5 protein-coding genes and 1 pseudogene are annotated in these 4,955 nt (G+C 64.2%); 1 reads left to right on the top strand and 5 read right to left on the bottom strand.

Features of this window, described 5'->3' with window-relative positions; genetic code table 11:
- The 3 genes from ABW137_RS35035 to ABW137_RS35025 form a co-directional block, all read right to left on the bottom strand.
- Positions 1-191 (bottom strand): hypothetical protein (locus ABW137_RS35035; protein ID WP_526407428.1); only part of this gene is annotated, 191 nt, incomplete at its 3' end.
- 18 nt (positions 192-209) lie between these two features.
- Positions 210-1,610 (bottom strand): MFS transporter, encoded by a 1,401-nt coding sequence (locus ABW137_RS35030; protein WP_526407426.1) that lies wholly within the window; start codon positions 1,608-1,610, stop codon positions 210-212.
- Positions 1,611-1,654: 44 nt separating this feature from the next.
- Positions 1,655-2,395 (bottom strand): SDR family NAD(P)-dependent oxidoreductase, encoded by a 741-nt coding sequence (locus ABW137_RS35025; RefSeq protein WP_526407424.1) that lies wholly within the window; start codon positions 2,393-2,395, stop codon positions 1,655-1,657.
- A gap of 95 nt (positions 2,396-2,490) precedes the next feature.
- On the opposite strand from ABW137_RS35025, the gene ABW137_RS35020 reads away from it, so the two are divergent.
- Positions 2,491-3,243 carry a TetR/AcrR family transcriptional regulator gene (locus ABW137_RS35020; protein WP_526407423.1) on the top strand — a complete coding sequence of 251 codons (753 nt, stop codon included), beginning with the start codon at positions 2,491-2,493 and terminating at the stop codon, positions 3,241-3,243.
- Here ABW137_RS35020 and ABW137_RS35015 read toward each other — a convergent pair.
- Both ABW137_RS35015 and ABW137_RS35010 read right to left on the bottom strand, forming a co-directional pair.
- Positions 3,222-4,134: pseudogene (locus ABW137_RS35015) on the bottom strand (IS256 family transposase); the annotation flags it as partial. The gene ABW137_RS35020 and the pseudogene ABW137_RS35015 overlap by 22 nt on opposite strands.
- Before the next feature lie 122 nt (positions 4,135-4,256).
- A complete protein-coding gene (locus ABW137_RS35010) occupies positions 4,257-4,550 on the bottom strand; it encodes a hypothetical protein (RefSeq protein WP_526407421.1) in 294 nt (97 codons plus the stop codon).
- Between the last annotated feature and the right edge of the window lie 405 nt (positions 4,551-4,955).

Raw genomic sequence — 4,955 nt, 5'->3', positions numbered from 1 at the left:
GGCTGGCTTCCGCCGACATGCCGTTGGGGTTCGGCGAACGGTGGCAAGAACTGTCCGGCAGCTTGGCGCCAGGGGACACGATCCTGGTCGTCAGCGACGGCGTACTCGATCTCTGGGGCGGCGCAGTCGAGAGTCTCCAGGAGGCAATCGCCGTCTGTCTCGACCGCGATGGAATCGAGAGGAATAGTCAAAACCTGTGGATCATCGTGTTAGAGCATCGTGGTTGGGGTCTGCGTGTGGGTGGGTTTGCCGCTTCGCATGAGGAGGCCGCAGACGATGGCGCCGGCGACGAGGATCACGCTTGAGCACCAGAACGCGACGGTGTAGCTGTGGATGGCTGCGTCAGCATGAGCTGCCGCGTTCGTGCCGTCGTGTCCGGCCGTGTAGCGCGCGAGCGCGGAGGCGGCGACCGAGTTCAGGAATGCGATTCCGATGGATCCGCCGAGTTGTTGGGCGACGTTGACGGTGGCCGAGGCGGTGCCCGCATCGCGGGGTTCGACACCGGTGGTTCCGGCGCTCATGGCGGGGGCCATGATGGCGCCGATGCCCATCCCGAACACCATGAGAGGTCCGAGAAGTCCAGCGGCATAAGTATCTTGGGCGCCGACGCGGGTCAGCCAGACCATGGCGGCGGCAGCGGTGAGCAGGCCGATGACGATCGGGGGTCGGGCACCGAGGCGGGGATAGAGCTGGGTGGTGCACACGCCTCCGGTGATCGCGACGGTAGCGACCATCGGCAGGAACGCAAGGCCGGTGGCGATGGGCGAATAGTGCAGCGTCTCTTGCAGGTAGTAGTTCAGGAACAGGAACGTGCCGAACAAGCCGATATTGCCGATGAAGATGGCCAGGTTCGCGCCGCCGCGGGTCCGATCGAGAATGACCTCCGGCGGCAGCAGTGGGTGCCGGGCACGGGTCTGCCACCACATGAATATCGCGATCAGCAGGATGCCACCGGCCAGGAAGGCCCAGGTGTTCGGCGCGCTCCAGGGATGGGATTCGGCGTTGGAGAAGCCGTAGACGATGACGCACAGGCCTGCCGAGGCGATCAGCGTGCCGGGCACGTCCAAGCTGGGCCGGTCGAGGACCTTGGGCGGGCGGGTGATCAGGGTGGCGGCCCCGAGGAGCGCCACAAGGCCGATACCGACATTGACGAACAGTGTGGAGCGCCAACTGAGATAGTTGGTGAGCACCCCGCCGAGCAGCATGCCGAGGGCGGCCCCGGATCCCGAGATGCCGCCGAACACCGCGAGAGCAGTGGCACGTTCCTTAGGCTGGGTGAAAGTCGTCGACAGCAGTGCGAGCGCGGCTGGGGCGATCATCGCCGCCGCCAGCCCTTGGGCGCCGCGCGCGGTGACAAGTACCGCGAAGCTGGGTGCAGAGCCCCCCAGTGCCGACGCGCCGGCGAAGACGATCAGGCCGGTTATGAGCATGGCCCGCCGTCCGATCAGGTCACTGAGCCGGCCGAAGGGCAGTAACAGGGCACCGAAGGCCAGTGCATAGGCGGTGACGATCCATTGTCGGTCGCCCGCGGAGAAGCCCAGATCGCTTTGCGCGTGCGGAAGTGCAATGTTGACGATCGTGAGGTCGATCACGTCCAGCAACTGGGCCACGCAGATCACGGTCAGGATCCACCACCTGCGAGCAGCCTGACGCCTCATGGCGCCCCGAGCAGTGGCAGTCGGTCGCGGAACAGTCCTCCCGATGGTCCGTCAGCGCCGAGCGTGGCAGCCCACACGACACCGCGGGCGCTATCGGATGCCGGGCGGTCGGTGTCGTCGTCGCCGCGCTCGGGATGGGTCGCGGTCTCCCCGGGGTCGACGGCGTTGACCAGGATCGGAGTGCCGGCGAACGCCCGGGCCAGACCCACGGTCAACGCGTTGAGCATGTGCTTGGCCATCGAATAGGCCGGGGCGCGCAGACTCGCACCCAGGTCCAGTCCGGTCGCGAGTTGCAGGGCTGACGTACTGGACACGTTGACGATGCGGGCCGCTGGCGCAGCGCTCAACAACGGCAGCAACGCCTGAACCAGCGCCCATGGGCCGATCACGTCGACCTCCATCGCCGAACGCACCGCATCGAGGTCAGCGTCCAACGCAGACAAGGTAGTGAAGTCCGGCATCTCGCTGGCGTTGTTGATCAGCGCATCGAGCCGGCCGAAGGTGGCGCTGAGCTGATCGGCAATGAGGCGGATACTGTCCTGATCGGCCAGATCCAGGCGCAGCGCAGTCGCCGCGTACCCGTCCCGGCGCAACTGCTGAGCCAGCGGTTCCGCGCGGGTGACGTCGCGTGCTGTCAGGACAACGTGATATCCGAATTCGGCAAGCTGGCGCGCCACGGCGAAGCCGAGCCCAAGCGCACGACTCGTGCCGGTGATCAACGCAACTTTCTGGCCCATGGCAACCCCATCTTCACGCGGTAACGAACTTAGTTCGTTAGTAGGGCTCGTTTGTACGGGGCGAACTTAGTTCGTGTCAAATTAGAGTGGTGGGCATGCCTTCCCGATCCGAGCCTGGTGATGCGACGCGCTCCCAGCCCACCGATGCACCCCAGCCAGCGGCCGTGCTGCGAAAACCGCCGATCACCGCCGAGCGGATCACCGCTGCCGCCTTGCAAGTCGTCGCGACACGGGGCTATGACGCATTGACGATTCGCAGCGTGACCAGCGTGCTCAACACTGGCCCCTCGTCGTTGTATGCCCACATCTCCAACAAGACCGACCTCGATGACCTATTGATCGGCCACCTGTGTTCCAGACTGGAATTGCCGACGCCCGATCCCGCGCGCTGGCGCGCGCAGATTCGGCAGGTGTGCGTCCAACTCCGCGATCAGTACCTGGCCTACCCGGGCATCTCGCGTGCCGCACTGGCCATGGCCCCCGGCAACCTCGACATCGCAAGGGTCAGCGAGTCGATGTTCAGTATCCTGCTCGCCGGAGGAATCGCGCCGCAGACCGCGGCGTGGTCCATCGACGCGCTCGCGCTCTACATCGCCGGCTATGCGCTGGAACGCTCCCTGATTCGACAGCAGCAGAAAGACACCGATGCCACCTGGGTGCTGAGCCAGTCTGATCTCGTCGGGCGTCTCCACGCGCTGCCGGAGACCGATTTCCCCAATACCCACCGGTACGCAACCGAACTCACATCCGGAGTCGAACACGAACGTTTCGACTTCACCATCGGATTGATCATCGACAACCTCGGCTTGATGCCTCGCGTGCCTGATCAAATCGTGGACAGGCGATGAGCCGAACCCCAGACGTGGGCGACGGGCGCCGACCTCGATGACTGCCAACCGCGATGATCAAAGCCAATCGCGTGGGTGATGTCGGTGGGTGGTTCGAGGAGTTTGCCTTTGTGGAAGACGGCGCCGGTACGGACCAGGGCGACCAGGTGGGGGCGTTGACGGCGCGCCATTGGGCCTGGGCGGCATCGATGAGCTTGTAGGCCATGGCAATTCCCGCCGCACGGGATCCCGGGCCCTTGGTGACCTTGGTCCGCAACCGCACGGTCGCAAAAGTGCTTTCGATCGGATTCGTGGTTCGCAGGTGGATCCAATGCTCGGGCGGATACTTGTAGAACTCCAGCAATACGTCGGCGTCGTCGACGATCTTGGCGACCGCCTTGGGGTACTTGGCGCCGTAATCGACCTCGAGGCCTTGATCGCGACCTGGGCCTTGTCGATGTCCTCGGCGGTGTAGATCTCCTTGATCGCCGCCGACGCAGCTGGATGCGCTTAGGCAGTGCAGCAAGCACATTGGACAGTTTGTGAAACCAGCATCGCTGCTCGCGTGTGGCGGGGAACACCTCTCGCACCGCCTTCCAGAAGCCCAGTGCGCCATTACCGACGGCCAGCACCAGAGCAGTCATTCCGCGGCGACGGCAACCTCGCAGTAGATCGGCGCCACGACTCGGTCGACGCCCGATACCCGTCGGCCAGCGCCATGAGTTCCTTGCGGCCATCGGATCGCACACCGATCATCACCAATAGGCAGAGCTTCTCCTGCTCTAGGCGAACCTTGAGGTGGATGCCATCGACCCACATGTAGACGTAATCGGTGCCCGATAGATCCCGCTGTCCGAAGGCCTTCGCCTCGTCCTGCCACTGCGCGGTGAGCCGGGTGATCGTCGTGGGTGAGGGCCACGGCTCAGCCTGGGCCTGCGACCCGCTAGCAATTGCCAGACGACCGCTAGAGCCGTCCCAACTCCATATCGAACTACAGCTGTCGTTTTCCGCGTATCGCCCTCGCGTGCAAACACCTAGAGACTACCGCGCGGTGCCGTAGCTGCCGGCAGGCTCACATGCGGGTTTGGTTCCGCGGCTTGATCGTGCGAATCCGGCCGCGCTGGCGCTATCAACGCCAGCACGACTGCGAGTGCCCCCAACAGCAGAAGGGCTGCCCAGAAGAAGTGCCAGGGGCGATCGTCAGGTGCGACAATCCCGGCCAATAGCGCGATCAGTACCCAAACCACGATTGCGGCGACTAGCGCAACGCCAAAGAAGTTCGCAAACAAATCGCTGAGCTGATCCAGCGGATCGCCGTTGTTCCCCATAACGCATAACTCTCTCTCCAAGCAGGACCCGCTGGCAAACAGTTAGCGCGGACTGATGCGTGAGCGCGCGTCCAGTCGCGCGGCACCCGGCCGGGGTGTCGCCGAGGCGGTATCCCCGATCTGCGCGCGGGCCGGGCGGTAATCCGCCGTCTACCTCGACGAATGAGAGTAGGGCTGTTCAGAGTAGGGCTGTTCAGAGTAGGGCTGTTCAGAGTGGGGCGACCGGGACTTGAACCCGGGACCAACGGATTATCGACTGACGGCTCTTGGAAGGTTCGATAGATCCCGGTTAAGTATTGCTGCACAAAGGATTTCGTGGTTCTAGCGTTACCAACGCCACCGGGCGATTCTTGCCGTCTCTCGGACATAACCGCCGAATAAACGTCGACTGCCTAAGAACTGTCC

The organism is Mycobacterium sp. (assembly GCF_040509115.1).
Classification (GTDB): Bacteria; Actinomycetota; Actinomycetes; order Mycobacteriales; family Mycobacteriaceae; genus Mycobacterium.
This window is presented reverse-complemented; position numbering and strand designations above follow the sequence as displayed.

Excerpts from the sequence above, each read along its gene's own strand:
- ABW137_RS35025 (WP_526407424.1), bottom strand. The coding sequence starts at position 2,395 with ATGGGCCAGAAAGTTGCGTTGATCACCGGCACGAGTCGTGCGCTTGGG.
- ABW137_RS35020 (WP_526407423.1), top strand. The coding sequence starts at position 2,491 with ATGCCTTCCCGATCCGAGCCTGGTGATGCGACGCGCTCCCAGCCCACC.
- ABW137_RS35010 (WP_526407421.1), bottom strand. The coding sequence starts at position 4,550 with ATGGGGAACAACGGCGATCCGCTGGATCAGCTCAGCGATTTGTTTGCG.